The organism is Planococcus maritimus (genome assembly GCF_001687625.2).
Classification (GTDB): Bacteria; Bacillota; Bacilli; order Bacillales_A; family Planococcaceae; genus Planococcus; species Planococcus maritimus.
Genome location: NZ_CP016538.2, coordinates 142,428 through 168,935, shown reverse-complemented (window position 1 = coordinate 168,935; position 26,508 = coordinate 142,428). Strand labels below are relative to the sequence as shown.

Sequence of the window (26,508 nt, the reverse complement as noted above, 5' to 3'; positions counted from 1 at the left end):
CTTGAAAAAAAGGAGGAATTCACATGTTTCAAAAAGGCTTGAAAGGCATCGTCGCTGTTCAAACTGCCATTGCCTCTGTTGAAGGAGATAAAGGAGAACTTCGTTATCGTGGCCAATTGGTTCATGAAGCAACTGAAGGAAAAAGTTTCGAACAAACCGCCTATTTTCTATGGCATGGCCATCACGCATCCCGCGCAGAACTTGCAAGTCTGACACAGGACTTAATATCCTATCGCCAACTGCCGGACTATCTCATCGCAATCGCACAAACGCTTCCGATAGAAACCTCTTTAATGGATGGCATGCGAACACTGGTCTCAGCCTATCAGCACGCCGAATTCAAGGAACTTGAGTCCCAACAGCAAGCCAACGCTTTAACAGCCGCCCTTCCCGTTATGACTGCTTTGCTGTATCGGAAAAGCATCGGTCAGGAATTCATCGCACCTAGAAGCGATCTCAGCCACACCGCTAATTATTTATGGATGATCAAAGGCGAAATGCCAACACCCACCCAAACAGAAGCTTTGGAAACCTACCTGAACTTAACGATGGAACACGGCATGAATGCCTCCACTTTCGCCAGCCGTGTCACCATTTCCACGGAATCCGACTTGAGCGCCGCTATCGTTTCCGCACTCGGTACGATGAAAGGCCCCCTGCATGGAGGTGCCCCGTCTGGCGTCCTGGAACTACTCGACGAAATCCAAAGCCCTGAGAGGATCAAAGCCGTCATCGAACAAAAACTGGCTCAAGGCGAAAAAATCATGGGCTTCGGCCACCGCGTATACCGTACAGAAGATCCACGTGCGCTTCTGCTGCGCGAAAAATGCCACCAGCTTCAGCAAAAAGACGCGTGGCTGAACCTCGCTGTCCTGGCAGAGTCCGAAATCACTCACTTATTGAATGCGCAAAAACCGGGACGAGCCCTTTACACAAATGTAGAATTTTATGCAGCTGCGATCATGCGCTCTATTCAAATGCCACCTGTGCTCTTTACCCCAACCTTCAGCATCGCACGGATCGTCGGCTGGACCGCACACGCGATAGAACAGCAGCAAGATAACGTGATTTTCCGGCCACAATCCGAATATATTGGAAACTAAAAAAATCCCGTATCCAATTGAATGGATACGGGATTTTTACACATGGATTGCACATGGAACAATGGAGCCTAGGGGGCTCGAACCCCTGACCTCGACGCTGCCAGCGTCGCGCTCTCCCAGCTGAGCTAAGGCCCCGCGCGAAAATGCGCAAAGATAAATGAGCCATGAAGGATTCGAACCTTCGACCCTCTGATTAAAAGTCAGATGCTCTACCAACTGAGCTAATGGCTCGCAATAAAAAATGGCTGGGGTACCTGGATTCGAACCAGGGCATGACGGGATCAAAACCCGTTGCCTTACCGCTTGGCTATACCCCAAAGTAATAAAAACTGGTGGTGGGGGGCAGATTCGAACTGCCGAACCCGAAGGAGCGGATTTACAGTCCGCCGCGTTTAGCCACTTCGCTACCCCACCGCTATTCGATTAACATCCGAAATGGATACATGGTGGAGGATGACGGGATCGAACCGCCGACCCTCTGCTTGTAAGGCAGATGCTCTCCCAGCTGAGCTAATCCTCCATGAATGGTGACCCCTACGGGATTCGAACCCGTGTTACCGCCGTGAAAGGGCGGTGTCTTAACCGCTTGACCAAGGGGCCTTACAAAAATTATAAAGAAAACAGTTTCCGATGTAAAGAAACTTCAAAGAATCAAAAGCTTCCAACCGGGCTCGAACCGGTGACCTCTTCCTTACCATGGAAGCACTCTACCTACTGAGCTATGGAAGCAAGGTAAAAGGAAATCTCGGTACAAAGTAAAAAAAGATAATTGCCCAGCGACGTCCTACTCTCACAGGGGGAAACCCCCAACTACCATCGGCGCAAAAGAGCTTAACTTCCGTGTTCGGGATGGGAACGGGTGTGGCCTCTTTGCCATCATCACTGGACTTTTGAGCTTGTTCGCTCAAAACTGGATAAATCGACATTGGATTATGGAAACGCATTTCAGTTATTGGTTAAGTCCTCGATCGATTAGTATTCGTCAGCTGCACGTGTCGCCACGCTTCCACCCCGAACCTATCTACCTCATCGTCTCTGAGGGATCTTACTTGCTTGCGCAATGGGAAATCTCATCTTGAGGGGGGCTTCGTGCTTAGATGCTTTCAGCACTTATCCCGGCCACACATAGCTACCCAGCGATGCTCTTGGCAGAACAACTGGTACACCAGCGGTGTGTCCATCCCGGTCCTCTCGTACTAAGGACAGCTCCTCTCAAATTTCCTGCGCCCGCGACGGATAGGGACCGAACTGTCTCACGACGTTCTGAACCCAGCTCGCGTACCGCTTTAATGGGCGAACAGCCCAACCCTTGGGACCGACTACAGCCCCAGGATGCGATGAGCCGACATCGAGGTGCCAAACCTCCCCGTCGATGTGGACTCTTGGGGGAGATAAGCCTGTTATCCCCGGGGTAGCTTTTATCCGTTGAGCGATGGCCCTTCCATGCGGAACCACCGGATCACTAAGTCCGTCTTTCGACCCTGCTCGACCTGTCCGTCTCGCAGTCAAGCTCCCTTGTGCCTTTACACTCTGCGAATGATTTCCAACCATTCTGAGGGAACCTTTGAGCGCCTCCGTTACTCTTTAGGAGGCGACCGCCCCAGTCAAACTGCCCGCCTGACACTGTCTCCCAAGCCGCTAAGGCTTGTGGGTTAGAAGTTCAATACAACCAGGGTAGTATCCCACCGACGCCTCCCCCGAAGCTGGCGCTCCGGGTTCTCTGGCTCCTACCTATCCTGTACAAGTTGCACCAAAATTCAATATCAGGCTACAGTAAAGCTCCACGGGGTCTTTCCGTCCTGTCGCGGGTAACCTGCATCTTCACAGGTACTATAATTTCACCGAGTCTCTCGTTGAGACAGTGCCCAGATCGTTACGCCTTTCGTGCGGGTCGGAACTTACCCGACAAGGAATTTCGCTACCTTAGGACCGTTATAGTTACGGCCGCCGTTTACTGGGGCTTCGGTTCGCACCTTCGCTTGCGCTAAGCACTCCCCTTAACCTTCCAGCACCGGGCAGGCGTCAGCCCCTATACGTCACCTTACGGTTTTGCAGAGACCTGTGTTTTTGCTAAACAGTCGCCTGGGCCTATTCACTGCGGCTCTCTCGGGCTTTAACACCCTACCAGAGCACCCCTTCTCCCGAAGTTACGGGGTCATTTTGCCGAGTTCCTTAACGAGAGTTCACTCGCTCACCTTAGAATTCTCTTCTCGCCTACCTGTGTCGGTTTGCGGTACGGGCACCTCCCGCCTCGCTAGAGGCTTTTCTTGGCAGTGTGAAATCAGGGACTCTGAGGTAAACCTCTTGCCATCACTGCTTGATGTATATAGAAACGGGATTTGCCTCGTTTCTCATCTCACAACTTGGACGTGCACAACCAACGGCACGCTCACCCTATCCTTCTGCGTCCCCCCATTACTCAAACGGCGGGGAGGTGGTACAGGAATATCAACCTGTTGTCCATCGTCTACGCCTATCGGCCTCGACTTAGGTCCCGACTAACCCTGAGCGGACGAGCCTTCCTCAGGAAACCTTAGGCATTCGGTGGACGGGATTCTCACCCGTCTTTCGTTACTCATACCGGCATTCTCACTTCTAAGCGCTCCACCAGTCCTTCCGGTCTGACTTCAACGCCCTTAGAACGCTCTCCTACCACGGACATCTACGATGTCCATCCACAGCTTCGGTAATCCGTTTAGCCCCGGTACATTTTCGGCGCAGTGTCACTCGACCAGTGAGCTATTACGCACTCTTTAAATGATGGCTGCTTCTAAGCCAACATCCTGGTTGTCTAAGCAACGCCACATCCTTTTCCACTTAACGGATATTTGGGGACCTTAGCTGGTGGTCTGGGCTGTTTCCCTCTTGACTACGGATCTTATCACTCGCAGTCTGACTCCCAAGTATAAATCACTGGCATTCGGAGTTTGTCTGAATTCGGTAACCCGGGATGGGCCCCTAGTCCAAACAGTGCTCTACCTCCAGGATTCTCTTCTTGAGGCTAGCCCTAAAGCTATTTCGGAGAGAACCAGCTATCTCCAGGTTCGATTGGAATTTCTCCGCTACCCACACCTCATCCCCGCACTTTTCAACGTGCGTGGGTTCGGGCCTCCAGTAAGTGTTACCTTACCTTCACCCTGGACATGGGTAGATCACCTGGTTTCGGGTCTACAACTACATACTCATTCGCCCTATTCAGACTCGCTTTCGCTGCGGCTCCGGCTTATAGGCCTTAACCTTGCATGTAATCGTAACTCGCCGGTTCATTCTACAAAAGGCACGCTATCACCCATTAACGGGCTCTAACTACTTGTAGGCACACGGTTTCAGGATCTATTTCACTCCCCTTCCGGGGTGCTTTTCACCTTTCCCTCACGGTACTGGTTCACTATCGGTCACTAGGGAGTATTTAGCCTTGGGAGATGGTCCTCCCGGATTCCGACGGAATTTCTCGTGTTCCGCCGTACTCAGGATCCACTCTGGAGAGAACGAACTTTCAGCTACGGGGCTGTTACCCTGTCTCGCGGACCGTTCCAGGTCGCTTCGCTTAATCCGTTCCTTTGTAACTCCGTATAGAGTGTCCTACAACCCCAGAAGGCAAGCCTTCTGGTTTGGGCTGATCCCGTTTCGCTCGCCGCTACTTGGGGAATCGCATTTGCTTTCTCTTCCTTCAGGTACTTAGATGTTTCAGTTCCCTGAGTCTGCCTTCTCATGTGCTATGAATTCACACATGGATACTGCTCCATTACGAACAGTGGGTTTCCCCATTCGGAAATCCCCGGATCACAGCTCACTTACAGCTCCCCGAGGCATATCGGTGTTAGTGCCGTCCTTCTTCGGCTCCTAGTGCCAAGGCATCCACCGTGCGCCCTTATTAACTTAACCACTGATGGTCAAAAAAAATAAGTTGATCGCAATTGCGATCACGCTACTATGATGCTTGTTTCTTAATCAATGTCGATCTATCCAGTTTTCAAAGAACAAGTTTGAAAGTGCTCCGTAAGGAGTGAACCTTCAAAACTGAACGCAAAACGTCAACCCGATTCCGAAAAATCGGTTCCGATATTATCCTTAGAAAGGAGGTGATCCAGCCGCACCTTCCGATACGGCTACCTTGTTACGACTTCACCCCAATCATCTGTCCCACCTTCGGCGGCTGGCTCCCGTAAGGGTTACCCCACCGACTTCGGGTGTTACAAACTCTCGTGGTGTGACGGGCGGTGTGTACAAGGCCCGGGAACGTATTCACCGCGGCATGCTGATCCGCGATTACTAGCGATTCCGGCTTCATGCAGGCGAGTTGCAGCCTACAATCCGAACTGAGAACGGTTTTCTGGGATTGGCTCCCCCTCGCGGGTTTGCAGCCCTTTGTACCGTCCATTGTAGCACGTGTGTAGCCCAGGTCATAAGGGGCATGATGATTTGACGTCATCCCCACCTTCCTCCGGTTTGTCACCGGCAGTCACCTTAGAGTGCCCAACTGAATGCTGGCAACTAAGATCAAGGGTTGCGCTCGTTGCGGGACTTAACCCAACATCTCACGACACGAGCTGACGACAACCATGCACCACCTGTCACCGCTGTCCCCGAAGGGAAAGCCTAGTCTCCTAGGCGGTCAGCGGGATGTCAAGACCTGGTAAGGTTCTTCGCGTTGCTTCGAATTAAACCACATGCTCCACCGCTTGTGCGGGCCCCCGTCAATTCCTTTGAGTTTCAGCCTTGCGGCCGTACTCCCCAGGCGGAGTGCTTAATGCGTTAGCTGCAGCACTAAGGGGCGGAAACCCCCTAACACTTAGCACTCATCGTTTACGGCGTGGACTACCAGGGTATCTAATCCTGTTTGCTCCCCACGCTTTCGCGCCTCAGCGTCAGTTACAGACCAGAAAGTCGCCTTCGCCACTGGTGTTCCTCCACATCTCTACGCATTTCACCGCTACACGTGGAATTCCACTTTCCTCTTCTGCACTCAAGTCCCCCAGTTTCCAATGACCCTCCACGGTTGAGCCGTGGGCTTTCACATCAGACTTAAAGGACCGCCTGCGCGCGCTTTACGCCCAATAATTCCGGACAACGCTTGCCACCTACGTATTACCGCGGCTGCTGGCACGTAGTTAGCCGTGGCTTTCTGGTGAGGTACCGTCAAGGTACCAATAGTTAGTTGGTACTTGTTCTTCCCTCACAACAGAGTTTTACGATCCGAAAACCTTCTTCACTCACGCGGCGTTGCTCCGTCAGACTTTCGTCCATTGCGGAAGATTCCCTACTGCTGCCTCCCGTAGGAGTCTGGGCCGTGTCTCAGTCCCAGTGTGGCCGATCACCCTCTCAGGTCGGCTACGCATCGTCGCCTTGGTAGGCCATTACCCCACCAACTAGCTAATGCGCCGCGGGCCCATCCTGCAGTGACAGCCGAAACCGTCTTTCCGTACAGCCTCATGAGAGGCCGCAAACTATTCGGTATTAGCACCGGTTTCCCGGAGTTATCCCGATCTGCAGGGCAGGTTGCCCACGTGTTACTCACCCGTCCGCCGCTAAACCAAAGGAGCAAGCTCCAATGGTTCCGCTCGACTTGCATGTATTAGGCACGCCGCCAGCGTTCGTCCTGAGCCAGGATCAAACTCTCCATTATAGAGTAGTTGATTGCTCAATACTGCTGGCGTATCGCCGTCTCGAAAGACGCGCGATTCGCTTGATCTGCCGAAGCTGATCAGTAAGTTGTGTCACGATCGCTCGCGACTGTATTATTGACGTTTTGCTGTTCAGTTTTCAAGGTTCATGTTTGCTGCCGTTCCTGACGACTTTTATTATATTAAAGCATGTTTAAATATATGTCAACGGATTTAAGAAACTTTTTTCAAAAGAACTTTTCAGCTCGCTGAAATCCGTGAGAAAGGCTTGCTAAACCCCGTAGGCAAAGCGTTTCTCGACACTCTGGAAAAACCTAGCGGAAACAAAAAAATCCGCTCCCTGCCCTAAAGGCAGAAAGCGGAACTTTTCTGAAAAATCATTTCTTGTTCTCAGCTGCCTGCGCTTTTCTGGCAGCACGGCGCGCTTCGAGTTTCACACGGTCTTCTTCAGACTTCTCATTGTACTTCGGCAAGGCGAGAAGTTGATAGGCATTTACCGCAAGCAATGGGAACAGCAGCAAGGTCACCCAGCTGTCTACATTGCCCGCTCTTACCATTAAGGCTGGCAGCCATTCCAAGGTTGTGACGACAATCATAAAGAACAGCGCTGAAATAAATGCTGACTTCGCTGTCCATTTTGCTTTGAAGTAAGCCGTTGTGAGCGACACCGCTAGCAAAATGAACAATAACACGCCGTATAAGAATCCTTGGCCGCCTGTTTCGACATTCGGAAGAAAGCGGAAGACAATCAAGTCGAAGATCACGATGGCGATGATCAATAGCTGGACCCAATTCCACAGCCGCAGCGAGCGGAACATATTATGGCCGAACTGATGGATGGTCAGGTAAGCAAAGAAGCCCATCTGCGCAATCAAGCTCATCGTCAATCCGACGACGATCATCCACACAAAGCCTGCGATGAATTCTCCCCACTGCCCATTTTGCGCAGCTTCTGAGAAGACATCGTTCCAGCGGATGAAAATTCCGAGGAGTCCGGTAATCCCCCCACCTATTAATAATGCAGTTAATGCAAATTTAACCCAATTTCGTATAGTCACGTATATTGCCTCCGTTAGTTTAAAGTTCCTCTCGATTGTATCAACAAACCTCTCAACCTGCAGGAGGAGTTGTGAACAAACCTTGAAAGTCTTTTGTGGTCAAATGAAAATCCGGAAACCGAAAGCCGGTTTCCGGATCACACTCTTACTGTTTGTTTTCTTTATTCGCGAATTGCTGGAGGACTTGTTGGGCAATCTCCCCATAAATCTTTCCGGTTGGGTGATCTTCTGCGTAGACAGATGGAGCGAAATCATTTTCATCCCAGTCTGGCTGTCCAAGCGGAATCTGTCCGAGCAATGGCGATTGCAATTCTTCAGCGAGTTTTGCCCCGCCGCCTTTGCCGAAGATGTATTCTTTTTTGCCGGATCCTTGGCTTTCAAACCAAGACATGTTCTCGACAACACCCAAGACTTCGTGATTGGTTTGGAGAGCCATCGCTCCTGCGCGGGCTGCGACGAATGCCGCTGTTGGATGCGGTGTGGTGACGACGATCTCTTTGGACGCCGGCAGCATTTGGTGGATGTCGAGTGCTACGTCCCCTGTGCCTGGTGGCAAGTCCAATAGAAGATAGTCCAAGTCTCCCCACTCTACGTCGCGGAAGAATTGGTCCAAAACTTTCCCGAGCATCGGGCCACGCCATACGACGGGCATATTGTCTTCAACAAAGAAGCCCATGGAAATAACTTTGACGCCGAAACGCTCGACCGGGATGATCGTATCGCCGCGGACAACCGGTGCTTTGTCGATACCCATCATGTCCGGCACACTAAAGCCGTAGATGTCTGCATCAACGAGGCCGACTTTTTTCCCTGCACGCGCAAGTGCAATCGCCAAGTTGACAGAGACGGTCGATTTGCCGACGCCGCCTTTGCCGCTGGCGATGGAAATGAATTCGACTTTGTTCAATGGAGACAAGAGATCTTGTGCTTCCGACTCATTAGCGGTTCCGCGGAACTGTGCCAATGCTTCCGGCGGCAATTCTTCAAAACGAATGCCGACAGAATCAGCGCCGACTCCCTTGATGGCGTCGACCACTTTCATTTGAAGCTGCATTTGCTCCGGCGTGTTCGTTTTGGCGATGGCCAATTTGACGCTGACGTATTTTTTCTCTTCTTTAATTTTCACTGAGATGATGCCGTTGGTTTCCGACAGGGTTCTATGTAAAAACGGATCTTCTAAAGCTCCGACCGCTTCTCGCACTTGTGTTTCACTTAACATTTCACTACACTCCTTATCGCTTTTGCTACAGCCCAGTATAACATAGTGAAAGCGTTTTTAAATCCATTCCGGCTTTTCGCCTTGTCGCACTTACTCCGTCGGCCCCAAGTCCAGCATATCCTGGCTATCGAACTCGAAATCCGGCCCGTATGCGACTTCCCAGTGGTAGCCGTCAGGGTCTTGAAAATAACCGGAGTATCCTCCCCAAAAGACATCGACAGGTTCTTTAACGATTTTCGCTCCCGCTTTTTTGGCTAATTGCATGACTTGGTCTACTTCATCTCGTGATTTTGCGTTATACGCCAAAGTAATGCCTGAAAATCCGTTTTTTACCGGCGGGTTTTCGGCATCGATGTCTTTCGCTAATTCTTCTAAAGGGTATAACTCCAATTTGGTGCCGGAGTTATTGAAGAAAACAATACCTGGATTATCGCTCGTTTCATCGGTTTGAAATCCCAGTTCATCTCGGTAGAACTTCACGGATCTTTCCATGTCCTGTACGCCGAGGCAAATTAAATTAATGCGGTTCATGTCACCCACTCCTTTTCGGTTTGCTATAAGCTTTCGCCACTACATAAAAAAGTACCTTCCGGAAAACCGGAAAGTACTGTTCAACAACCAAAAGACTGCTTAGGAAACAGGTTTTATCCAAATCCTAGCTTTCTATGGGAGGTTCATTACTTATTCGACGGGGATGTAGAGGTCGGTCTTACTTGTTCCTTTGAACCCTTTAGGCGGCTCGGTCACATACAACTCGAACGGCACTGCATCCCTAAGCGTATAGCCGCCTTGTTTGAGGAATTCGTCTGAATAGGCATATTGCCATGCCTGTTCGTATTCACCCAGGCTTAGCTCATAGTGCAAGATGGCATACTTCCCTGCCATTTTCATTGAACTAATCTTGCCTTCTTCTATTAAGGTGGCATTTGGCGGCACGGTCATGGCGATGCTCGTGCGCAACTTGGCAGCGTCCGTGATAAATGGGTTGTCGTGATAGATCGTCATGACTTTTGTGAAGTCCTCTTTTATCAATGCGTATTTCTCGGCGTAGCGAAGAAGTTCATTGAACATCTTGCGGCTGTTTTTTCTAAACTCAACATAGGAGCCTCTAAAGCGAACGTAGATGACTTCCGTTTCATACTGTTCCACGGTAATTACGGGATTTTCCATACGATCATCTCCTTTGACCTTAGTGTAGCGAAAAACGCTTAAAACGGCTTGTCGTTTCTTGCTGTTCTGAATGCTGCCGGGGACATTCCCATTTGCTTCTTAAATGCTTTGCTATACGTGCTGGCATCGTTATAGCCATAGCGGAAGGCAATTTCAGTGATCGTCAAGTCGGCCCTGGCAATCAGAAGCATGCCAGACCGCTCCATTTTGTTTCTGGTGATAAACTGTTTGACGGTTTCCTCGTTATGCTTGCTGAACAGGCGATGGAAGTGGTATTTGGATAAATTGGCATTGCGCGCCAAATCGTCCAGTGAAATTCTCTCGCTAAGATTTCTCTCGATATAGTCTTCGGATTTGTTTATCAGCCGGATATAGTCATCCATTGTGCACACCCGCCTATTTTTCTTATCATTATAACGCAAGGGCCTACCGTTCAGTTTCTCAGTAAAAAACGGCAATAAAAAAGCACCTTCCGGAAAACCGGAAAGTGCTTTTGAAAGTGAAAATTAACGTTTTGAGAACTGAGGTGCGCGACGTGCCGCTTTAAGACCGTATTTTTTACGTTCTTTCATACGTGGGTCACGTGTTAGGAATCCTGCAGATTTAAGTGCTCCGCGGAATTCTGGATCTACTGTAAGTAGAGCGCGTGCAATTCCGTGACGGATTGCGCCGGCTTGTCCAGTGAACCCGCCGCCTTTTACGTTAACCAATACATCGTAGCTACCAAGAGTTTCAGTAGTTACTAGTGGTTGTTTGATGATTTGCTCAAGCGTTTCGTATGGAACGTAGTCAGATACGTCACGGTTGTTGATTGTGATCGTACCATCTCCTGGTACCAAACGTACGCGAGCTGTTGAGTTTTTACGGCGACCTGTACCGATATATTGAACTTGTGCCAAAGGTGTATCCTCCTCTTATTTACTGATTATTATCCGCGAAGCGTGTAAGCTTCAGGCTGTTGTGCTTGGTGGTTGTGCTCTGGTCCAGCGTATACATGCAATTTCTTGAATGTTTGGCGGCCCAAAGAGTTCTTTGGAAGCATGCCTTTGATTGCTAGTTCAAGCATTTTTGTTGGGTATTTCGTGCGCATTTCAAGTGCTGTGCGCTGCTTAAGTCCGCCTGTGTATTGCGTGTGGCGGTAGTAGATTTTGTCGGTAAGTTTTTTACCAGTCAAGTGGATTTTGTCAGCATTGATGATGATGACGTGATCGCCAGTGTCGACGTTCGGTGTGAATGTTGGTTTGTATTTCCCGCGCAAGATTGAAGCGACTTCAGAAGCCAAACGTCCAAGAGTTTGCCCTTCTGCATCGACAACCAACCATTTACGCTCGACTTCGTGACCTTTAGCCATGAATGTTGTACGCATGTATATTGTCCTCCTAATGAATCGTCTCATTTTTTTTAGAATTCAGTTCCAAGTGTTCCATGTTGGTTCCGTTGTTCCGTGTTTTCCTTATCCCTTAACACAAATAACCTTCCGGGGCATATCGTGGGGGTAATGAAAATACCATACATCATCATATAACGGATTTCATTTTAAGTCAAGGATATTTAGAAAAACACCAGGAAAAGTTGCTTCACCTTCAGTAATGCACTTTTTCCAAGTACAAGCCGTGTGCTGCGGCGGTTTTGCCTGCAGCGTCGCGGTCACAAGCAGCGATGATGGCGGCCAGTTCTTCGGGCTCTCTTCTATTCAATCCCACTTCCAATAAAGTGCCGGCAATGATGCGTACCATATTATAGAGAAAACCGGATCCTTCGATGACCATATGCAATTCCTCGCCATGTTCTTCAAAATCGATTCGCCAGATCGTTCTCACTTTGTCGACCACATTGGTATTTGCGGCGCAAAAACTGGAAAAATCATGCGTGCCGATAAAAGCTACTGCCGCTTTTTCCATACGCGATACATCGATTTCCTGTGGCACGTGGACAAGATGGTTGCGGCTGAACGGATTGATGAGCTTGCTGCGATTCCATTTATAACGGTAAATCTTGCCTTTAGCATGGTAACGGGCATGAAATTCCGCATCTGCTTGCTCGACATCATAGACTTGGATGTCTTGTGGCAAGCGGACATTGAGTGCACGCACCCAGGAGTCTTTCGGCATGGTAAACGGCGTATCGAAATGGATCACTTGCCCCGTGGCATGCACCCCAGAATCCGTCCGGCCACTCGCTACCACTTCGACCGGCTCACCTTTATGCAATTCTTTTAACGCGCGCAAGAGCTCCAATTGAACGGTGCGGGTTTTCAATTGGATCTGGTATCCCGCAAATCCGCTGCCGTCATACGCTATTGTCGCTTTCATTCGTTTCATGAGGTCTCTCCTTTTGCTGCAACTTTCATCATTCGCGCCTCAACAACTCATCGCATTTTAGTTAACTTCGGAAATACCAAAGCAATCCGGCAAATCCGACGAGCAGCAACAGGCTCAGTGTGTCTATCAAACGCCAGTTCAGCTGACGGTAGCGTGTGCGTCCTTCTCCCCCGCGGTAGCCTCTTACTTCCATAGCGGTCGCTAAATCTTCCGCCCGTTTGAAAGCACTGACAAACAACGGGATTAATAGTGGCACGACCGCTTTGATGCGTTCTTTAATGGGACCAGAACCGATATCCGAGCCGCGTGCCATTTGCGCTTTAAGAATTTTTCCGGTTTCGTCCATCAAAGTTGGAATGAAGCGAAGTGAAATAGACATCATTAACGCCAATTCGTGCACCGGCAATTTGACGCGCTTAAATGGCCCAAGCAACACTTCAATGCCATCTGTAATCGAAATCGGCGAAGTCGTCAAGGTCAGGATGCTCGTCATAAACACCAACACCAGGAAACGGATCGAGATGAAAATCCCTTGCCGCAGCCCTTCCTCGTAAATATCCACAAACCCAATACTAACGAGCAGATTGCCGCCTTGGGTAAAGAATAAATGCAGGAAAAACGTAAAGGCCATTAAAATGAATACGGGTTTCAAGCCGTTAATCAAGAAATACAGGCGTATTTTCGATAAAAACACCGAAAGCAAAGTAAATCCAAGCAAAACCGCGTACGTAATAGCATTATTCGCGATAAAAACGATTGCGATAAATAAAAACACAAATAGGATTTTGGCTCTTGGGTCCAAGCGGTGAACAAGCGAATCGCCCGGGATAAAACGGCCGAAAATCATTTTCTCCATCATTTCAACCCACGCCCTTCCTGGAGTGCCTGAGAAATGGCGTATGCCAATGCCTCTTCGGTCAAGGCCAGCTCATGGAGTATTATGCCGGTTTTTTCTTCAAACTCCCGCTGCATGCGTACGGTGCGCGGTGGTTCCAAACGGTAATCGCCGAGCTGCTCTTCATTAGCGAAAACCTCGCGCACACCGCCTGTCGCAACACATTTACCGCCGTGCATGATCGCGACGGTGTCTGCATAGCGCGCAGCGTCTTCCATGCTGTGGGTGACGAGCACAGTCGTCAATCCCTTGTCTTTGTGCAGACGGTAAAACAAATCCATGATTTCCCGTCGCCCGCGTGGGTCAAGTCCTGCCGTCGGTTCATCCAGCACTAGGACGTCCGGCTCCATCGCCAACACGCCTGCAATGGCGACACGCCGCATTTGCCCCCCGGATAAATCAAACGGCGATTTCTCCAGCACGTCTTCCGGAAGCCCCAGCTGTTCGACCAATGCAATTGCCCGCCGGCGCGCTTCCTCTTCCGGCACACCGAAATTAAGCGGGCCGAACATGATGTCTTTCAACACCGTTTCGTCGAATAGCTGCTGTTCCGGGAACTGAAAAACGATGCCGACTTTTTTCCGCACGTCCCGCAAGTTCTTCGCTTTCGTGCCCGCTTCGATTTTCCGGTCGCCAATCAGCACAGTGCCTTCTGTCGGCTGCAATAACGCATTTAAATGCTGCAGCACAGTCGATTTCCCCGAACCGGTGTGTCCAATAATCGCTGTATAAGAACCCGTCGGAATGCGCAGCGTGACATCCGTCAGCGCCCGTTTTTCAAAAGGCGTATTGGCCGCATAACTATATCCTACTTGCTTGAGTAATATGTCCATAATTCCTCCACCAGCTCATGTTCTGTCATTGATTCGCCGGTCACCGGCACCCCGGCTTGCTGCAATAAACCGGCCATGCGCATCGCAAACGGTAAATCGAGTCCCATTTCCGTCAACTCATCGCCTGCGGAAAACACGCTATCGGGCGTACCTTCCATTTGCTTCTGCCCTTTATTCATCACCAGGATCCGGTCAGCGAGCGCTGCTTCTTCTAGATCGTGGGTGATTGATAGGACCGTTAAGCCTGTCGCTTCCCGCAATTCACGGATCGTCTCGATCACTTCCCGGCGGCCTTGAGGGTCGAGCATCGACGTCGCTTCATCCAAGATTAACAAGCGCGGCCGTAAAGCCAGTGCCCCAGCAATCGCCACGCGCTGCTTTTGCCCGCCGGATAAGTGGTGCGGTTCGTGGTCAAGATACTCTTCCATCTTGACTTGCTGCAAAGATTCACGGACACGAACGACCATTTCATCATGGGGAATGCCATTATTCTCTAAAGCGAACGCCACATCATCTTGTACGGTTGCTCCGACAAATTGATTGTCCGGATTCTGGAACACCATCCCCATTTGCGAGCGAATGTCCCATAAGCTTTCTTCAGACATGTCGAGCCCCATCGCCTGGACGGTGCCTTGCTGGGGGAACAATAGGCCGTTCATCAGTTTGGCGATGGTCGATTTGCCGGAGCCGTTATGGCCGACCAGCGCGACCCATTCTCCTTCTTTTATGGAGAATGACAGATTCGAGACAGCCGGTTTGACCGATTCGTCTTCTGGCATATAGGTGAATGTCACTTGGTCGAATGACAAAATACTTCCGTTCATATGTCGATGCCTCCTCTAAACTCTCTCTACTCTACTCGGTGTATCCACGTGCTGTAAAACGGGAACTCTCTAGCCACGCTTAATTTGCACTGTTCATTTCCCAATCCTGGGAACATCAACACTGAAAATTAATACATCATGAAATAAAAAAAGCGCGCACCTCATTCAGAGTATGCGCTTTTCTGTCTCTATGGCTCCTGCGGGTGCTTAAGCCGCCGGTTGAATGAGGTGCGTAGAGCTAGACGAGACGCCGCCCGAAGGCTCGCTCATCATAACACTCAGCTTTTCATATTGTCGTATAAATCATGATGCTAAAAGAAGAGGGCTATGCACCCTCTTCAACTGTTTAAACCAATTCAATAATTACGATTGGTGCGCCATCTCCGCGACGAGGCCCCATTTTCATGATGCGCGTATAGCCGCCTTGACGGTCAGCGTAACGTGGTGCTACATCATCAAACAATTTTTGCAAAGCAAAGATTGTGTTTTCGTTGCCTTCTTCGTCAGTCGAAGTCACGAGTTCACGGCGAATGTATGCTGCAGCTTTACGGCGAGCGTGGATATCTCCGCGCTTACCAAGCGTGATCATTTTTTCTACAGTTGAACGGACTTCTTTAGCACGGGCTTCAGTTGTCTGAATGCGTTCGTGAACGATTAGGTCAGTCGTAAGGTCACGCAAAAGCGCTTTACGTTGAGAACTTGTACGTTGAAGTTTTCTCATTGAAGTTTCCCTCCTTTGTTGAATAGTTCAGAAAGAATCGGGCAATCAGTCTTCTTTACGAAGGCCAAGACCTAGATCTTCCAACTTCACTTTCACTTCTTCGAGTGATTTGCGTCCGAGGTTGCGAACTTTCATCATGTCGTCTTCCGACTTGTTGGCCAATTCGTGGACAGTGTTAATGCCAGCACGTTTTAGGCAGTTATAAGAACGAACCGAAAGATCAAGCTCTTCGATAGTCATCTCAAGCACTTTTTCTTTTTGGTCTTCTTCTTTTTCAACCATGATTTCAGCTGTTTGAGCCTCATCCGTCAATCCGACGAAGATGTTCAGATGTTCAGTGAAAATTTTCGCGCCAAGCGCAATTGCCTCTTTGGGACCGATGCTTCCATCTGTCCAGACATCGAGGGTTAATTTATCGAAATGAGCGAGTTGGCCCACACGGGTATTTTCCACTTGGAAATTGACGCGTGAAACTGGCGTGTAAATAGAGTCAATCGGGATAACGCCGATCGGAAGATCTTCACGTTTGTTCTGATCTGCACGGGCATATCCACGGCCGCGGTTAGCATACATGCGCATGCGCAAGTGGCCGTCTTTCGCGATTGTAGCAATATATAGATCCGGATTCAGAATTTCCACGTCACTATCGTGAGTGATATCTGCAGCCGTAACCGTTCCATCACCTTTTACATCAATTTCAATGACTTTTTCTTCGTCAGAGTAAATTTTCAAAGCGAGCTTCTTGATGTTCAAAATGATAGAGGCTACATCTTCTTCTACACCTTCGACAGTGGAGAATTCATGCAAAACGCCATCAATTTGGATCGAAGTAACAGCTGCGCCAGGTAAAGATGAAAGTAGGATTCGACGTAAGGAGTTACCTAAAGTGGTACCATATCCACGCTCAAGAGGTTCAACAACAAACTTGCCATATTTGGCATTGCTGTCGATCTCAACCGTTTCAATTTTTGGTTTTTCTATTTCGAGCATTCAGTTTACCCTCCTTCAAAACGTCGGTATTTTCGTTGCATAAGAATTCGATAGTCACAGACTTTCGCTACGATTCAGAACACATTGAGTAAGTCGTGATGTTCAAAAATCCTATTCAGACCAACGATTATACGCGACGGCGTTTTGGCGGGCGGCAGCCGTTGTGAGGAACTGGAGTTACGTCTCTAATTGCAGTAACTTCCAATCCAGCAGCTTGAAGCGCACGGATAGCAGCTTCGCGACCTGAACCAGGACCTTTAACAGTTACTTCCAAAGTTTTCAAACCATGTTCCATGGAAGTTTTAGCAGCAGTTTCAGCAGCCATTTGGGCAGCGAATGGAGTGGATTTACGTGAACCACGGAATCCTAGAGCACCAGCCGAAGACCATGATACTGCGTTACCTTGCATATCAGTGATCGTAACAATTGTGTTATTGAATGTTGAGCGGATGTGAGCAATACCGGATTCGATATTCTTTTTCACACGACGCTTACGAGTTTGTTGTTTACGTGCCATGTTAAGAAACAACCTCCTTTACTGATTATTTTTTCTTGTTAGCTACAGTTTTACGAGGACCTTTACGCGTACGCGCGTTGTTCTTCGTATTTTGACCACGAACCGGAAGACCGCGACGGTGGCGGATACCACGGAAGCTAGCGATTTCCATCAAACGTTTGATGTTCATGGAAACTTCACGGCGAAGGTCACCTTCGATTTTGTACTGATCCAATTGTTCACGGATATTGTTCAACTCGTCTTCTGTAAGATCGCGAACGCGAGTCTCTTCAGAAACACCAGCACCAGAAAGAACTTTCTGAGCAGTCGTTTTCCCAACACCGTAGATATAAGTCAATGAAATTACAACGCGTTTGTCGCGCGGAATGTCAACACCAGAAATACGTGCCATGTGTGCGATGCACCTCCTTCTTTATTAACCTTGTCTTTGTTTGTGTTTCGGATTTTCACAGATTACCATTACTTTACCGTTTCTGCGAATAACTTTACATTTTTCGCAGATCGGCTTAACAGATGGTCTCACTTTCATCTAACCCAACCTCCTTAGTAGTCCGGAGTGCAAAAGATTATTTAAAACGGTATGTGATGCGACCGCGTGTTAAATCATAAGGAGAAAGTTCTACTGTTACTTTATCTCCTGGCAGAATGCGGATGAAATGCATGCGAATCTTGCCTGATACGTGCGCAAGAATCGTATGGCCGTTTTCAAGCTCCACTTTAAACATCGCGTTAGGCAAAGTCTCAACGACTGTTCCTTCGATTTCAATTACATCGTCTTTCGCCATCGACCCAGTCTCCCTTCTGTATACAAATTAGGTTCTCATCTTCAAACAGTATTTGCTTTGAATAATTCTTATCCATTCACAAGGAATGCATGAGTGACATTTGAAGACCTTCTCCGGGTTCCTCGCTCCACTTATGACAGCGAAGTTCGGGGGATCCGGTTGAATCAGTCTGACCCACGTATCCTCGACTGCCCGGACTGCCTTGGATGAGTTCCAAACCCGTTACACAGATGCTTCCACGAAACCCATTATACTACCTCCGGTGCGGAATTGCACGGAGCAACGAGCCTCACCGGTTTCATATAATCAGGCCTTGTTTGCTTTTGCAGCTCACGAAAATTCATATCTCCGGTGCTCCTTAAAGCCACATGGAGGCAACTAACTGCGCCCGGCGCCGGGGACTTAGCCTCGGTCGCCCTTTAGAAGAGCATCAATGTCAGCAAATACTTTATCAATGTCCTGCTGTCCATCTATATTGGTCAGCACGTTCTTGTCTTCATAGAAGTCGAGAAGCGGCTGAGTTTGTTGCATGTTAACTTCTAAACGCTTCGTGACGGTTTCAGGTTTGTCGTCTTCGCGTTGGTAGAGCTCTCCGCCATCTTTATCGCACACACCAGCTGTAGCTGGAGGATTGAAGACAGTATGGTAAGCAGTTCCACAAACTTTGCAAATCCAACGGCCTGTTAAACGTGCAATCAATTCGTCTTGTTCAACTTGGATGTTTACGACATGCTCGATTCGTTTGCCAAGATCAGCCAGAAGAGATTCCAGCGCCCCAGCCTGAGGGACTGTGCGTGGAAAGCCATCCAGTAGGAAGCCTTTCTCACAATCCGCTTGGCTGAGTCGCTCTCGGACGATACCGATTGTTACTTCATCAGGCACCAAGGCACCTTGATCCATGAACGACTTTGCTTCCAAGCCCAGTTCCGTGCCGCCTTTAATAGCTGCGCGGAACATGTCGCCTGTCGAAATATGAGGGATGTCGTACTTCTTGACTATTTCGTCTGCTTGCGTGCCTTTTCCGGCACCTGGTAGACCCATCAACACAATGTTCATACGTTTTGCCCCCTCAGACAAGTGGATAAGGAACGTTTTCACGTTCCTCCCCATTGATTATTTCATAAAGCCTTTGTAATGACGTTTCACAAGTTGTGATTCCAATTGCTTCATCGTCTCCAGGGCTACCCCGACGACAATCAGCAAGCTCGTACCGCCAATCTGTGCAGATTGAGGCAAGTTTGCGATATTAATGAAGAAAATCGGCATGACCGCGATAACGGAAAGGAAGATAGCTCCCACAAACGTTAAGCGGTAAAGCACACTTGTTAAATAATCTTGCGTATTTTTACCCGGACGGATTCCCGGAATGTATGCACCTTGCTTTTTCAAGTTGTCCGCTACGTTTTCAGGATTAACCTGAATGAAAGCATAGAAATACGTGAATGCAATGATCAAGGCGACATAAATAATCATGCCGACCGGACGCGTGTAATCAAACGTATTCTGAATTGCCTCCGTAAACGCGTTGGCACCAAAGAAAGAAGCGATAGTTTGCGGCGTGATGATGAACGCCACTGCAAAGATTACCGGGATAACTCCGGCCGCGTTTACTTTCAAAGGTAAATGCGTTTGTTGCCCAGTCGAGCTCTGGCCACGGCCAGCGACACGTTTGGCATATTGGATCGGAATTTTACGCAACGCTTGTTGAACGTAGATGACCAATACAGTAATCGCAACAACTGCGAGTGCGAGCAATGCCATAATGGCAATATTGATTGGTAGCTGATCGCCAGCTCCTTGAATCTGCTGCGCATAAAGTTGGTTAATTGCTCCTGGTACTGCAGCGACAATCCCTGCGAAGATGATAATCGAAATACCGTTCCCCACGCCTTTTGCCGTGATCTGCTCACCAAGCCACAATAGAAATGCTGTTCCTGCTGTCAGTACGATGGCGATTACGACATACGTTGCAATCGAGTCATCTTGGATCAATGTACCTCCGTACATTTGGTTGAACCCATAAGACATGCCGATCGCCTGAATAAAGGCAAGAACGATTGTAAAGTAACGAGTGAATTGAGCAAGTTTCCGTCTTCCGACTTCGCCTTGTTTCGCCCACTCAGCAAATTTCGGCACAACATCCATTTGCAGGAGCTGCACGATGATCGATGCTGTGATATAAGGCATGATTCCCATTGCCAAAATCGAGAAATTGGCCAGGGCGCCTCCACCGAAAGTATTCAAGAAACCGATCAGACCCATCTGATCTGTAGCTTGGAGTACTGACGCATCAACGTTCGGCACCGGAACGAATGTCCCGATACGGAAGATGATGAGCATTGCTAAAGTAAAGAAAATTTTATTTCGAATATCAGATACGCGCATAAGATTAGAGATTGTCTGAAACATTAAAGCACCTCGGTTTGACCGCCGGCAGCTTCAATAGCTTCTTTAGCTGATGCAGAGAATTTGTGGGCTTGTACAGACAATTTCTTGTCCAAGCTTCCGTTACCAAGAATCTTGATACCAGAACGCTCTTTGCTCACAACACCTGTTTCGATTAACAATGCAGGTGTAATTTCTGTGCCTTCTTCAAAACGGTTCAACACGTCAAGGTTTACAACAGTGTAGTCTTTACGGTTGATGTTCGTGAATCCACGCTTCGGCAAACGACGGAACAATGGGTTTTGACCACCCTCGAATCCTGGACGGACACCGCCGCCTGAACGGGCTTTTTGACCTTTGTGACCTTTACCGGCTGTTTTACCAGTACCTGAACCGATTCCGCGTCCGATACGCTTGCGTGAGCTGCGTGAACCTTCTGCTGGTTTTAATTCGTGAAGTTTCATGTGGTTGGCACCTCCTTCTATAGAAATCAGGGATTAAACTTCTTTAATAGTAACTAAGTGAGCGACTTTATCAAGCATTCCGCGAACTGCCGCGTTGTCTTGGTGCTCAACTGTTTGATGCATTTTGCGCAGGCCTAGTGACTGGACTGTTTTACGTTGTGTCGGTTTAGCACCGATCACTGACTTAGTGAGGGTAATTTCTAGTTTAGTAGCCATGTAATTTCCCTCCCTTATTGGAATAACTCTTCTGTAGTTTTGCCGCGAAGTTTTGCAACTTCATCAGCGCTCTTCAGTTGAGTCAAACCGTTGATAGTAGCACGGACCATGTTGATTGGTGTGTTAGAACCAAGAGATTTAGACAAGATGTCTTGTACTCCTGCAAGCTCTAGTACCGCACGAACAGGACCACCAGCGATAACACCAGTACCTGGTGAAGCAGGTTTGATAAGAATCGAGCCGGCACCGAAGCGCCCAGTTACTAGATGTGGAGTAGTACCTTTAACCATAGGTACTTCGATTAAGTTCTTCTTCGCATCTTCAATAGCTTTACGGATTGCTTCTGGAACTTCTTGTGCTTTCCCAGTACCAAAACCGACTTTACCATTTTTGTCGCCTACAACAACCAATGCGGAGAAACGGAAACGACGTCCACCTTTTACAACTTTCGCTACGCGGTTAATCGTAACTACGCGTTCTTCAAGTTCGAGTTTGTTTGGATCAATACGACGCATTATATGGGTCCCTCCTTCTTTTAGAATTCTAAGCCGTTTTCACGAGCAGATTCAGCCAAAGCTTTCACACGGCCGTGATATAGATAACCACCGCGGTCAAAAACAACTGATTTCAAGCCGTTTTCTACTGCGCGTTTTGCAATCGTTTCGCCGACTTGTGCAGCCGCTTCGACGTTGCCTTTTGTTTCAAGAGAAAAATCTTTATCTGCAGATGATGCGCTAGCAAGCGTTACGCCGTTTACATCGTCGATCAATTGAGCGTAGATGTATTTGTTTGAACGGAAAACGTTCAAACGTGGACGTTCAGCTGTTCCCGTGATTTTAGAACGTACGCGAGCGTGACGTTTTTTACGGGATGCATTTTTATCGAGTTTCGTAATCACTGAGGTCACTCCTTTCAGCCTGCCTAAGCAGCATTATTTACCTGTTTTACCTTCTTTGCGGCGAACTTTTTCGTCTTCATAACGGATCCCTTTGCCTTTATACGGCTCTGGTGGGCGCGTAGCGCGGATGTTTGAAGCAAGTGCTCCGACCATCTCTTTATTGATCCCTTTGATAACGACTTTCGTGTTGCCTTGTACTTCGATTTCGATTCCTTCTTCCGGAGTGAATTCCACCGGATGAGAGTATCCAACGTTCAAGACCAATTTCTTGCCTTGTAGCTGGGCACGGTAACCTACACCGACTAGTTCAAGTGAGCGGGAGAAGCCTTCAGATACTCCAGTAACCATGTTCGCGAGCAATGCACGAGTTGTACCGTGGATTGTGCGGTGATCTTTGGAATCTGATGGGCGTGACAATGTCAAAACATTGTCTTCCTGCGTGATCGTGATATCTGAGTTAAACGAGCGAGCAAGCTCGCCTTTAGGCCCTTTTACAGTTACGTTATTATCGTTGTCGATAGTAACGGTAACGCTAGCAGGAACCTCGATTGGTTTTTTACCTACACGTGACATTCTGTTGCACCTCCATTCGTTTGTTGCTTCTTACCAAACGTAAGCTATGATTTCGCCGCCGATTTTTTTCGCGCGGGCTTCTTTATCAGTTACCAAACCTTGTGATGTCGATACTAGAGCGATCCCAAGACCGTTTAGTACGCGTGGCACCTCGTCAGTTTTAGCGTAAACACGTAGTCCTGGTTTTGAAATGCGTTTCAAGCCAGTGATGACGCGCTCGTTGTTGGCACCGTATTTAAGGAAAATGCGGATCATGCCTTGTTTATCATCTTCAACATATTCTACGTCACGAACGAAACCTTCGCGCTTTAGGATTTCAGCGATGTCTTTTTTCACGTTGGAAGCCGGAAGCTCCAATTTCTCGTGACGAACCATGTTTGCATTACGAATGCGTGTCAGCATATCTGCAATCGGATCTGTCATTGTCATTACATTTACCTCCTTCCCAATTTAGGGGATTACCAGCTGGCTTTTTTGACGCCAGGAATTTGTCCCACATATGCAAGTTCACGGAAACAAATACGGCAAAGTTTGAATTTGCGCAGTACTGAATGCGGACGTCCGCATCGTTCACAGCGTGTGTACTCTTGTACTTTATACTTTGGCGTGCGTTTTTGTTTAGCAATCATTGATTTTTTAGCCACGTTTACGCCTCCCTCATCTTTACTTTTGGAACGGCATACCGAATTGTGTCAATAACTCACGAGCTTCTTCATCAGAGTTCGCAGTTGTCACAATTACGATATCCATACCGCGTACTTTAGAAACTTTATCATAATCGATTTCAGGGAAGATCAATTGTTCTTTCACACCAAGTGTGTAGTTACCGCGTCCGTCGAAAGATTTTTTCGATACGCCACGGAAGTCACGAACACGTGGAAGTGAGATAGCAATCAATTTATCCAGGAAGTCATACATACGCTCACCGCGTAGTGTAACTTTACATCCGATTGGCATACCTTCACGAAGACGGAAGCCAGCGATAGATTTCTTAGCTTTTGTGATGACCGGCTTTTGACCAGTGATCGTCTGCAATTCTTCAACAGCAGAATCAAGTGATTTTGTGTTTTGTACAGCTTCACCGACACCCATGTTGATAACGATCTTATCAACTTTTGGTGCCTGCATTACTGAGGAATATTCAAACTTGCTCACTAGAGCAGGTGTGATTTCGTTAGTATATTTTTCTTGTAGGCGGTTCATGTTTGTACCTCCCCTCATTCAGGAATTTTATTTATCTAATTTTTCACCGGATTTTTTTGCAACACGAACTTTTTTGCCGTCTTCCATTTTGTATCCTACGCGAGTCGGCTCGCCGGATTTAGGGTCCACTACCATCACGTTAGAAACGTGAATCGCAGCTTCTTGGCTGACAATTCCGCCTTGCGGGCTTGCCTGGTTCGGTTTTGTATGCTTTTTGACGATGTTAACACCTTCAACGAGCACACGGTCTTTCTTAGGTAGAGCAGTCAAAACAACTCCTGTTTTGCCTTTGTCTTTCCCAGAGATGACCTTAACTGTATCGCCTTTTTTTACATGCATTCTGTCGCACCTCCTTGGTATCGCACGTTGGATGTTTTATAGAACTTCAGGAGCAAGTGAAACGATCTTCATGAAGTTGTTGTCACGAAGTTCACGTGCAACTGGTCCGAAGATACGTGTTCCGCGTGGACCTTTATCGTCGCGGATAATCACACATGCATTTTCATCAAATTTGATGTAAGTACCGTCTTTACGGCGAGCTCCGCTTTTCGTGCGAACGATGACAGCCTTAACGACTTCACCCTTCTTAACAACGCCACCTGGTGTTGCTTTTTTCACGGTACAAACGATTACGTCACCGATGTTTGCTGTCTTGCGACCAGAACCACCAAGCACTTTAATCGTAAGTACTTCACGAGCACCCGAGTTGTCTGCAACTTTTAAACGACTTTCCTGTTGGATCACTTAGGTAACCTCCCTCCGGAACTTTTAGGATTCCGAACTTATTTAAATTAGATGATGACAGCTTTTTCGACGACTTCCACTAAACGGAAACGTTTTGTAGCTGATAGTGGACGAGTTTCCATGATGCGAACGATGTCGCCCATTTTCGCTTCGTTGTTCTCATCATGAGTCTTGAATTTCTTAGAGTATTTTACACGTTTGCCATAAAGCGCGTGCTTTTTTTGAGTTTCAACCATTACTGTAACGGTTTTATCCATTTTGTCAGACACGACGCGGCCTGTGTATACTTTGCGTTGGTTACGCTCAGACATACTTGCAACCTCCTCTCGAATTATCAGTTGTTGCCACTGAGTTCTCTTTCATGAATCACAGTTTTCATACGGGCAATCGCTTTACGTACTTCGCGGATGCGAGCAGTGTTTTCTAATTGACCAGTAGCCAATTGGAAGCGAAGGTTGAAAAGCTCTTCTTTCAGTGATTTCACTTTTTGTTCGATTTCAGCAGTGGTTAGGTCACGGATTTCATTAGCTTTCATTCGATTCACCACCAATTTCTTCGCGTTTTACGAATTTCGTTTTCACTGGCAATTTGTGAGAGGCAAGACGCAATGCTTCGCGTGCAACTTCTTCAGATACTCCAGCGATTTCGAACATAATTTTACCAGTTTTTACTACCGCTACCCAGCCTTCAGGTGAACCTTTACCGGAACCCATCCGTACTTCAAGAGGCTTTTTCGTGTATGGCTTGTGAGGGAAAATCTTGATCCACACTTTACCGCCACGTTTCATGTAACGAGTCATAGCGATACGGGCAGATTCGATTTGGCGGTTAGTGATCCATGAAGACTCAAGAGCCTGCAGGCCATATTCGCCGAATGCGACTTCTTTGCCGCCTTTCGCTTCTCCGCGCATCTTGCCACGGTGTTCACGACGATATTTTACGCGTTTTGGCAATAACATATTATTTGCCTCCTTCCTCAGATTTCTTCTTGGTTGGAAGGACTTCACCGCGATAGATCCATACTTTTACGCCAAGCTTACCATAAGTAGTGTCTGCTTCAGCGTGTGCGTAGTCGATGTCTGCGCGCAATGTATGGAGCGGAACAGTTCCTTCGCTGTAGGACTCAGCACGGGCAATGTCAGCTCCGCCTAGACGTCCAGATACTTGAGTTTTGATCCCTTTAGCGCCTGAACGCATTGTACGTTGGATCGTTTGTTTTTGAGCACGACGGAAAGATGCACGGTTTTCTAGTTGACGTGCGATTCCTTCAGCGACCAATTTCGCATCAAGGTCAGCTCGTTTGATTTCTACGATGTTGATGTGTACACGCTTGCCAGTCATCGAGTTCAGTTGCGTACGAAGTACTTCTACTTCAGAGCCACCTTTACCGATTACCATACCTGGCTTAGCAGTGTGGATTGTAACGTTCACACGGTTTGCAGCGCGTTCGATTTCGATTTTCGAAACTGAAGCTTCTTTCAAACGTGTTTCGATATATTCACGGATCTTCAAATCTTCGTGAAGGAGTGTCGCGTAGTCTTTTTCAGCGTACCATTTTGACTCCCAATCACGGATGATTCCGATTCGCATTCCAATTGGATGAATTTTTTGTCCCACGAATTATCCCTCCTTCTTCTCAGATACCACTAGTGTGATGTGGCTTGTGCGTTTGTTGATCGCGCTCGCGCGTCCCATTGCACGTGGACGGAAACGCTTCAAAGTCGGCCCTTCGTCAACGAATACTTCGCTGATGACAAGGTTCTCGATGTTCATTTCGTAATTGTGTTCAGCGTTAGCAGCTGCAGATTTCAACAACTTCTCAACAACAATGGATGCTGCTTTAGGAGTGTGGTTCAAAATCGCGACCGCTTCACCGATTTGCTTGCCTCGGATTAAATCTACTACTAAACGGACTTTACGAGGAGCAATACGTACTGTTCTAGCAACAGCTTTTGCTTGCATGGG

35 protein-coding genes, 7 tRNA genes and 3 rRNA genes are annotated in these 26,508 nt (G+C 48.1%); 1 reads left to right on the top strand and 44 read right to left on the bottom strand.

Annotated features, from left to right (window positions below; translation table 11 throughout):
• The first annotated feature begins 23 nt into the window (after nt 1-23).
• Nucleotides 24-1,103: a citrate synthase/methylcitrate synthase gene (locus BBI11_RS00910; protein ID WP_068459739.1), complete on the top strand. Its 1,080-nt coding sequence runs from the start codon at nt 24-26 to the stop codon at nt 1,101-1,103.
• 62 nt (nt 1,104-1,165) lie between these two features.
• Here BBI11_RS00910 and BBI11_RS00905 read toward each other — a convergent pair.
• The 44 genes from BBI11_RS00905 to rplV all read right to left on the bottom strand — a co-directional run bounded on the left by BBI11_RS00905 (nt 1,166) and on the right by rplV (nt 26,505).
• Nucleotides 1,166-1,238 (bottom strand) — tRNA-Ala (locus BBI11_RS00905).
• 23 nt (nt 1,239-1,261) lie between these two features.
• Nucleotides 1,262-1,334 (bottom strand) — tRNA-Lys (locus BBI11_RS00900).
• 11 nt (nt 1,335-1,345) lie between these two features.
• Nucleotides 1,346-1,420: transfer RNA gene (locus BBI11_RS00895), tRNA-Gln, on the bottom strand.
• Nucleotides 1,421-1,433: 13 nt separating this feature from the next.
• Nucleotides 1,434-1,517, bottom strand: a tRNA-Tyr gene (locus BBI11_RS00890).
• Between the two features lie 30 nt (nt 1,518-1,547).
• A tRNA-Val gene (locus tag BBI11_RS00885) sits at nt 1,548-1,623 on the bottom strand.
• A 5-nt stretch (nt 1,624-1,628) separates the two neighbouring features.
• A tRNA-Glu gene (locus BBI11_RS00880) sits at nt 1,629-1,703 on the bottom strand.
• A 56-nt stretch (nt 1,704-1,759) separates the two neighbouring features.
• Nucleotides 1,760-1,832, bottom strand: a tRNA-Thr gene (locus BBI11_RS00875).
• Between the two features lie 42 nt (nt 1,833-1,874).
• Nucleotides 1,875-1,990 (bottom strand): 5S ribosomal RNA (rrf, locus tag BBI11_RS00870).
• 65 nt (nt 1,991-2,055) lie between these two features.
• Nucleotides 2,056-4,988 (bottom strand): 23S ribosomal RNA (locus BBI11_RS00865).
• A 190-nt stretch (nt 4,989-5,178) separates the two neighbouring features.
• A 16S ribosomal RNA gene (locus BBI11_RS00860) occupies nt 5,179-6,729 on the bottom strand.
• Together the 16S, 23S and 5S rRNA genes with 7 tRNA genes alongside form the textbook arrangement of a ribosomal RNA operon.
• 375 nt (nt 6,730-7,104) lie before the next feature.
• On the bottom strand, nt 7,105-7,785 hold the full coding sequence (locus tag BBI11_RS00855; protein ID WP_068459737.1) for a KinB-signaling pathway activation protein: 681 nt from the start codon (nt 7,783-7,785) through the stop codon (nt 7,105-7,107).
• Nucleotides 7,786-7,930: 145 nt separating this feature from the next.
• Nucleotides 7,931-9,004, bottom strand: coding sequence for an Mrp/NBP35 family ATP-binding protein (locus BBI11_RS00850; RefSeq protein ID WP_068459735.1), 1,074 nt, complete (start codon nt 9,002-9,004; stop codon nt 7,931-7,933).
• Nucleotides 9,005-9,094: 90 nt separating this feature from the next.
• Nucleotides 9,095-9,535 carry a VOC family protein gene (locus tag BBI11_RS00845; RefSeq protein ID WP_068459733.1) on the bottom strand — a complete coding sequence of 147 codons (441 nt, stop codon included), beginning with the start codon at nt 9,533-9,535 and terminating at the stop codon, nt 9,095-9,097.
• 150 nt (nt 9,536-9,685) lie between these two features.
• Nucleotides 9,686-10,174 (bottom strand): AraC family transcriptional regulator, encoded by a 489-nt coding sequence (locus BBI11_RS00840; protein WP_068459731.1) that lies wholly within the window; start codon nt 10,172-10,174, stop codon nt 9,686-9,688.
• 38 nt (nt 10,175-10,212) lie between these two features.
• Nucleotides 10,213-10,557: a helix-turn-helix transcriptional regulator gene (locus BBI11_RS00835; protein WP_068459729.1), complete on the bottom strand. Its 345-nt coding sequence runs from the start codon at nt 10,555-10,557 to the stop codon at nt 10,213-10,215.
• Between the two features lie 123 nt (nt 10,558-10,680).
• Nucleotides 10,681-11,073 carry a 30S ribosomal protein S9 gene (rpsI, locus tag BBI11_RS00830; RefSeq protein WP_058382135.1) on the bottom strand — a complete coding sequence of 131 codons (393 nt, stop codon included), beginning with the start codon at nt 11,071-11,073 and terminating at the stop codon, nt 10,681-10,683.
• Between the two features lie 29 nt (nt 11,074-11,102).
• Nucleotides 11,103-11,540: a 50S ribosomal protein L13 gene (gene rplM / locus BBI11_RS00825; RefSeq protein WP_058382136.1), complete on the bottom strand. Its 438-nt coding sequence runs from the start codon at nt 11,538-11,540 to the stop codon at nt 11,103-11,105.
• Nucleotides 11,541-11,757: 217 nt separating this feature from the next.
• Entirely contained in the window at nt 11,758-12,495 is a 738-nt protein-coding gene (gene truA / locus BBI11_RS00820) for a tRNA pseudouridine(38-40) synthase TruA (RefSeq protein WP_068459727.1), read from the bottom strand.
• 61 nt (nt 12,496-12,556) lie between these two features.
• Nucleotides 12,557-13,354 carry an energy-coupling factor transporter transmembrane component T family protein gene (locus BBI11_RS00815; protein ID WP_068459725.1) on the bottom strand — a complete coding sequence of 266 codons (798 nt, stop codon included), beginning with the start codon at nt 13,352-13,354 and terminating at the stop codon, nt 12,557-12,559.
• Nucleotides 13,351-14,223 (bottom strand): energy-coupling factor ABC transporter ATP-binding protein, encoded by an 873-nt coding sequence (locus tag BBI11_RS00810; protein WP_068459723.1) that lies wholly within the window; start codon nt 14,221-14,223, stop codon nt 13,351-13,353. Before BBI11_RS00810 ends, BBI11_RS00815 begins: the two co-directional genes overlap by 4 nt.
• The gene (locus BBI11_RS00805; protein WP_068459720.1) at nt 14,199-15,047 is read right to left on the bottom strand and encodes an energy-coupling factor ABC transporter ATP-binding protein; all 849 of its coding nucleotides are present in this window, start codon (nt 15,045-15,047) and stop codon (nt 14,199-14,201) included. The genes BBI11_RS00810 and BBI11_RS00805 overlap by 25 nt, the downstream gene beginning before the upstream one ends.
• Before the next feature lie 346 nt (nt 15,048-15,393).
• Entirely contained in the window at nt 15,394-15,768 is a 375-nt protein-coding gene (rplQ, locus tag BBI11_RS00800; protein WP_058382141.1) for a 50S ribosomal protein L17, read from the bottom strand.
• A 45-nt stretch (nt 15,769-15,813) separates the two neighbouring features.
• On the bottom strand, nt 15,814-16,758 hold the full coding sequence (locus tag BBI11_RS00795; RefSeq protein WP_058382142.1) for a DNA-directed RNA polymerase subunit alpha: 945 nt from the start codon (nt 16,756-16,758) through the stop codon (nt 15,814-15,816).
• Nucleotides 16,759-16,885: 127 nt separating this feature from the next.
• Nucleotides 16,886-17,275, bottom strand: a complete 390-nt coding sequence (gene rpsK / locus BBI11_RS00790; protein WP_058382143.1) for a 30S ribosomal protein S11 — start codon at nt 17,273-17,275, stop codon at nt 16,886-16,888.
• A gap of 25 nt (nt 17,276-17,300) precedes the next feature.
• Nucleotides 17,301-17,666 (bottom strand): 30S ribosomal protein S13, encoded by a 366-nt coding sequence (gene rpsM / locus BBI11_RS00785; protein ID WP_058382144.1) that lies wholly within the window; start codon nt 17,664-17,666, stop codon nt 17,301-17,303.
• Between the two features lie 24 nt (nt 17,667-17,690).
• On the bottom strand, nt 17,691-17,804 hold the full coding sequence (gene rpmJ / locus BBI11_RS00780) for a 50S ribosomal protein L36 (RefSeq protein WP_006828951.1): 114 nt from the start codon (nt 17,802-17,804) through the stop codon (nt 17,691-17,693).
• A 37-nt stretch (nt 17,805-17,841) separates the two neighbouring features.
• Nucleotides 17,842-18,060: a translation initiation factor IF-1 gene (gene infA, locus BBI11_RS00775; protein WP_006828950.1), complete on the bottom strand. Its 219-nt coding sequence runs from the start codon at nt 18,058-18,060 to the stop codon at nt 17,842-17,844.
• A gap of 402 nt (nt 18,061-18,462) precedes the next feature.
• Nucleotides 18,463-19,116 (bottom strand): adenylate kinase, encoded by a 654-nt coding sequence (locus BBI11_RS00770; protein WP_068459718.1) that lies wholly within the window; start codon nt 19,114-19,116, stop codon nt 18,463-18,465.
• 57 nt (nt 19,117-19,173) lie between these two features.
• Entirely contained in the window at nt 19,174-20,469 is a 1,296-nt protein-coding gene (gene secY / locus BBI11_RS00765) for a preprotein translocase subunit SecY (protein ID WP_068459716.1), read from the bottom strand.
• Nucleotides 20,469-20,909, bottom strand: a complete 441-nt coding sequence (rplO, locus tag BBI11_RS00760) for a 50S ribosomal protein L15 (RefSeq protein ID WP_058382147.1) — start codon at nt 20,907-20,909, stop codon at nt 20,469-20,471. Before rplO ends, secY begins: the two co-directional genes overlap by 1 nt.
• A gap of 33 nt (nt 20,910-20,942) precedes the next feature.
• Entirely contained in the window at nt 20,943-21,125 is a 183-nt protein-coding gene (gene rpmD, locus BBI11_RS00755; RefSeq protein ID WP_068459713.1) for a 50S ribosomal protein L30, read from the bottom strand.
• 14 nt (nt 21,126-21,139) lie between these two features.
• Nucleotides 21,140-21,640 carry a 30S ribosomal protein S5 gene (gene rpsE / locus BBI11_RS00750; RefSeq protein WP_058382149.1) on the bottom strand — a complete coding sequence of 167 codons (501 nt, stop codon included), beginning with the start codon at nt 21,638-21,640 and terminating at the stop codon, nt 21,140-21,142.
• A gap of 20 nt (nt 21,641-21,660) precedes the next feature.
• Nucleotides 21,661-22,023 carry a 50S ribosomal protein L18 gene (gene rplR, locus BBI11_RS00745; RefSeq protein ID WP_058382150.1) on the bottom strand — a complete coding sequence of 121 codons (363 nt, stop codon included), beginning with the start codon at nt 22,021-22,023 and terminating at the stop codon, nt 21,661-21,663.
• Nucleotides 22,024-22,056: 33 nt separating this feature from the next.
• On the bottom strand, nt 22,057-22,596 hold the full coding sequence (rplF, locus tag BBI11_RS00740; protein ID WP_068459711.1) for a 50S ribosomal protein L6: 540 nt from the start codon (nt 22,594-22,596) through the stop codon (nt 22,057-22,059).
• A gap of 30 nt (nt 22,597-22,626) precedes the next feature.
• Nucleotides 22,627-23,025 carry a 30S ribosomal protein S8 gene (rpsH, locus tag BBI11_RS00735; protein WP_068459709.1) on the bottom strand — a complete coding sequence of 133 codons (399 nt, stop codon included), beginning with the start codon at nt 23,023-23,025 and terminating at the stop codon, nt 22,627-22,629.
• Nucleotides 23,026-23,054: 29 nt separating this feature from the next.
• Complete coding sequence (locus BBI11_RS00730) at nt 23,055-23,240, bottom strand: type Z 30S ribosomal protein S14 (RefSeq protein ID WP_068489164.1); 186 nt, start codon at nt 23,238-23,240, stop codon at nt 23,055-23,057.
• A gap of 19 nt (nt 23,241-23,259) precedes the next feature.
• The gene (gene rplE / locus BBI11_RS00725) at nt 23,260-23,799 is read right to left on the bottom strand and encodes a 50S ribosomal protein L5 (RefSeq protein ID WP_068459707.1); all 540 of its coding nucleotides are present in this window, start codon (nt 23,797-23,799) and stop codon (nt 23,260-23,262) included.
• Nucleotides 23,800-23,826: 27 nt separating this feature from the next.
• A complete protein-coding gene (rplX, locus tag BBI11_RS00720) occupies nt 23,827-24,138 on the bottom strand; it encodes a 50S ribosomal protein L24 (protein ID WP_058382154.1) in 312 nt (103 codons plus the stop codon).
• A gap of 36 nt (nt 24,139-24,174) precedes the next feature.
• Nucleotides 24,175-24,543: a 50S ribosomal protein L14 gene (gene rplN / locus BBI11_RS00715; RefSeq protein WP_033542790.1), complete on the bottom strand. Its 369-nt coding sequence runs from the start codon at nt 24,541-24,543 to the stop codon at nt 24,175-24,177.
• A gap of 47 nt (nt 24,544-24,590) precedes the next feature.
• The gene (gene rpsQ / locus BBI11_RS00710) at nt 24,591-24,854 is read right to left on the bottom strand and encodes a 30S ribosomal protein S17 (RefSeq protein WP_068459705.1); all 264 of its coding nucleotides are present in this window, start codon (nt 24,852-24,854) and stop codon (nt 24,591-24,593) included.
• A gap of 23 nt (nt 24,855-24,877) precedes the next feature.
• Nucleotides 24,878-25,078, bottom strand: coding sequence for a 50S ribosomal protein L29 (gene rpmC / locus BBI11_RS00705; RefSeq protein WP_058382156.1), 201 nt, complete (start codon nt 25,076-25,078; stop codon nt 24,878-24,880).
• A complete protein-coding gene (gene rplP, locus BBI11_RS00700) occupies nt 25,068-25,502 on the bottom strand; it encodes a 50S ribosomal protein L16 (RefSeq protein WP_058382157.1) in 435 nt (144 codons plus the stop codon). The genes rpmC and rplP overlap by 11 nt, the downstream gene beginning before the upstream one ends.
• 1 nt (nt 25,503) lies before the next feature.
• The gene (gene rpsC / locus BBI11_RS00695; protein ID WP_068459703.1) at nt 25,504-26,160 is read right to left on the bottom strand and encodes a 30S ribosomal protein S3; all 657 of its coding nucleotides are present in this window, start codon (nt 26,158-26,160) and stop codon (nt 25,504-25,506) included.
• 3 nt (nt 26,161-26,163) lie between these two features.
• Entirely contained in the window at nt 26,164-26,505 is a 342-nt protein-coding gene (rplV, locus tag BBI11_RS00690) for a 50S ribosomal protein L22 (RefSeq protein ID WP_058382159.1), read from the bottom strand.
• Between the last annotated feature and the right edge of the window lie 3 nt (nt 26,506-26,508).

Coding starts and splice junctions, on each gene's coding strand:
- BBI11_RS00910 (WP_068459739.1), top strand. CDS start 24: ATGTTTCAAAAAGGCTTGAAAGGCATCGTCGCTGTTCAAACTGCCATT.
- BBI11_RS00850 (WP_068459735.1), bottom strand. CDS start 9,004: ATGTTAAGTGAAACACAAGTGCGAGAAGCGGTCGGAGCTTTAGAAGAT.
- BBI11_RS00845 (WP_068459733.1), bottom strand. CDS start 9,535: ATGAACCGCATTAATTTAATTTGCCTCGGCGTACAGGACATGGAAAGA.
- BBI11_RS00840 (WP_068459731.1), bottom strand. CDS start 10,174: ATGGAAAATCCCGTAATTACCGTGGAACAGTATGAAACGGAAGTCATC.
- BBI11_RS00835 (WP_068459729.1), bottom strand. CDS start 10,557: ATGGATGACTATATCCGGCTGATAAACAAATCCGAAGACTATATCGAG.
- rplM (WP_058382136.1), bottom strand. CDS start 11,540: ATGCGTACAACATTCATGGCTAAAGGTCACGAAGTCGAGCGTAAATGG.
- truA (WP_068459727.1), bottom strand. CDS start 12,495: ATGAAACGAATGAAAGCGACAATAGCGTATGACGGCAGCGGATTTGCG.
- BBI11_RS00815 (WP_068459725.1), bottom strand. CDS start 13,354: ATGATGGAGAAAATGATTTTCGGCCGTTTTATCCCGGGCGATTCGCTT.
- BBI11_RS00810 (WP_068459723.1), bottom strand. CDS start 14,223: ATGGACATATTACTCAAGCAAGTAGGATATAGTTATGCGGCCAATACG.
- BBI11_RS00805 (WP_068459720.1), bottom strand. CDS start 15,047: ATGAACGGAAGTATTTTGTCATTCGACCAAGTGACATTCACCTATATG.
- rplQ (WP_058382141.1), bottom strand. CDS start 15,768: ATGAGAAAACTTCAACGTACAAGTTCTCAACGTAAAGCGCTTTTGCGT.
- BBI11_RS00795 (WP_058382142.1), bottom strand. CDS start 16,758: ATGCTCGAAATAGAAAAACCAAAAATTGAAACGGTTGAGATCGACAGC.
- rpsK (WP_058382143.1), bottom strand. CDS start 17,275: ATGGCACGTAAACAACAAACTCGTAAGCGTCGTGTGAAAAAGAATATC.
- rpsM (WP_058382144.1), bottom strand. CDS start 17,666: ATGGCACGTATTTCTGGTGTTGACATTCCGCGCGACAAACGCGTTGTA.
- rpmJ (WP_006828951.1), bottom strand. CDS start 17,804: ATGAAAGTGAGACCATCTGTTAAGCCGATCTGCGAAAAATGTAAAGTT.
- infA (WP_006828950.1), bottom strand. CDS start 18,060: ATGGCGAAAGACGATGTAATTGAAATCGAAGGAACAGTCGTTGAGACT.
- BBI11_RS00770 (WP_068459718.1), bottom strand. CDS start 19,116: ATGAACATTGTGTTGATGGGTCTACCAGGTGCCGGAAAAGGCACGCAA.
- secY (WP_068459716.1), bottom strand. CDS start 20,469: ATGTTTCAGACAATCTCTAATCTTATGCGCGTATCTGATATTCGAAAT.
- rplO (WP_058382147.1), bottom strand. CDS start 20,909: ATGAAACTTCACGAATTAAAACCAGCAGAAGGTTCACGCAGCTCACGC.
- rpmD (WP_068459713.1), bottom strand. CDS start 21,125: ATGGCTACTAAACTAGAAATTACCCTCACTAAGTCAGTGATCGGTGCT.
- rpsE (WP_058382149.1), bottom strand. CDS start 21,640: ATGCGTCGTATTGATCCAAACAAACTCGAACTTGAAGAACGCGTAGTT.
- rplF (WP_068459711.1), bottom strand. CDS start 22,596: ATGTCACGTGTAGGTAAAAAACCAATCGAGGTTCCTGCTAGCGTTACC.
- rpsH (WP_068459709.1), bottom strand. CDS start 23,025: ATGACAATGACAGATCCGATTGCAGATATGCTGACACGCATTCGTAAT.
- rplE (WP_068459707.1), bottom strand. CDS start 23,799: ATGAACCGCCTACAAGAAAAATATACTAACGAAATCACACCTGCTCTA.
- rplX (WP_058382154.1), bottom strand. CDS start 24,138: ATGCATGTAAAAAAAGGCGATACAGTTAAGGTCATCTCTGGGAAAGAC.
- rpsQ (WP_068459705.1), bottom strand. CDS start 24,854: ATGTCTGAGCGTAACCAACGCAAAGTATACACAGGCCGCGTCGTGTCT.
- rpmC (WP_058382156.1), bottom strand. CDS start 25,078: ATGAAAGCTAATGAAATCCGTGACCTAACCACTGCTGAAATCGAACAA.
- rplP (WP_058382157.1), bottom strand. CDS start 25,502: ATGTTATTGCCAAAACGCGTAAAATATCGTCGTGAACACCGTGGCAAG.
- rplV (WP_058382159.1), bottom strand. CDS start 26,505: ATGCAAGCAAAAGCTGTTGCTAGAACAGTACGTATTGCTCCTCGTAAA.